Genomic DNA, 798 nt, shown 5'->3' on the forward strand with positions numbered 1-798 from the left:
CTTTGTCGCTAGGAAAGGGAGCCACCCTGACCGTTGCGGCAAAACACAACAGCTGCACCCTTCAGGCCACGCTGAGTACGCAAGGAGTTATTCAGAGGCTCCCTAATGCCCCGTTGGCGCTGGCGACACTGGCGAACAGCATGGCGATAAAGATGCCGACTAATTTACCCATCACGATTCCCTTCCCTGTTGTGTTTGTTACGGGATCAACAATCCCTGCCCTTTCCATTGCACGACTTTTCCCGGTTAGCCGCCATGCACAAACCGCAACAGTGTGGAGGCTTTTTGTTGCGCTTTGATATCAGCATGATGCCCTGATCGAACGCAATCAGGGCATCATGCTGACGGACAAAGGGACTACTGAGAATAGGTGGCAGAGCCGGTTTTGCGGCCGGACGAGCACAGGCATTCATAGTCAATGGAATCCAGCGTTTTACGGACCTTGCCGTTCCCCAGCGGCTCGCTCTTCATATAGCCCATCAAGTAATTCGGGTATGCCGAGGTGCCCGCCTGAATGGGCGTCGTGCCCTGCGGGCAACGCAATTTGGGGGCATTGTCCGATTCGAAGGCGCCCAGCACCTCACTGTAGGCCGGACGCGTGAACGGCCCCGCACAGACTTCATTCGCCGCCACCACCACCGGCGCGGTTTGCAACGCCACAATCAATACTGAAAACCCCATCCACTTTTTCATGTTGCTTCCCCTCTTCACGCCGGCCCATCCGGCTTATGGAGATAACATAGCGAGGCGGATCGAAAACGCTTACTGAAGCTGAAAGTCCTTTACCGGCAAGGGCGC

The 798-nt window shown here is 55.9% G+C and carries 2 protein-coding genes; one reads left to right on the forward strand and one right to left on the reverse strand.

The annotated features are described in order from the left end of the window. Positions 1 to 299, forward strand: a 299-nt coding sequence (locus A3754_RS28590; protein ID WP_231880658.1) for a hypothetical protein, incomplete at its 5' end; no start/stop codon positions are given. Positions 300 to 357: 58 nt separating this feature from the next. Here the strand turns inward: A3754_RS28590 and A3754_RS16615 are convergent. Then, positions 358 to 693: a hypothetical protein gene (locus A3754_RS16615; RefSeq protein WP_156496839.1), complete on the reverse strand. Its 336-nt coding sequence runs from the start codon at positions 691 to 693 to the stop codon at positions 358 to 360. Positions 694 to 798: the final 105 nt, after the last annotated feature.

Source organism: Alcanivorax sp. HI0083, assembly GCF_001635175.1.

Excerpts from the sequence above, each read along its gene's own strand:
- A3754_RS16615 (WP_156496839.1), bottom strand. The coding sequence starts at position 693 with ATGAAAAAGTGGATGGGGTTTTCAGTATTGATTGTGGCGTTGCAAACC.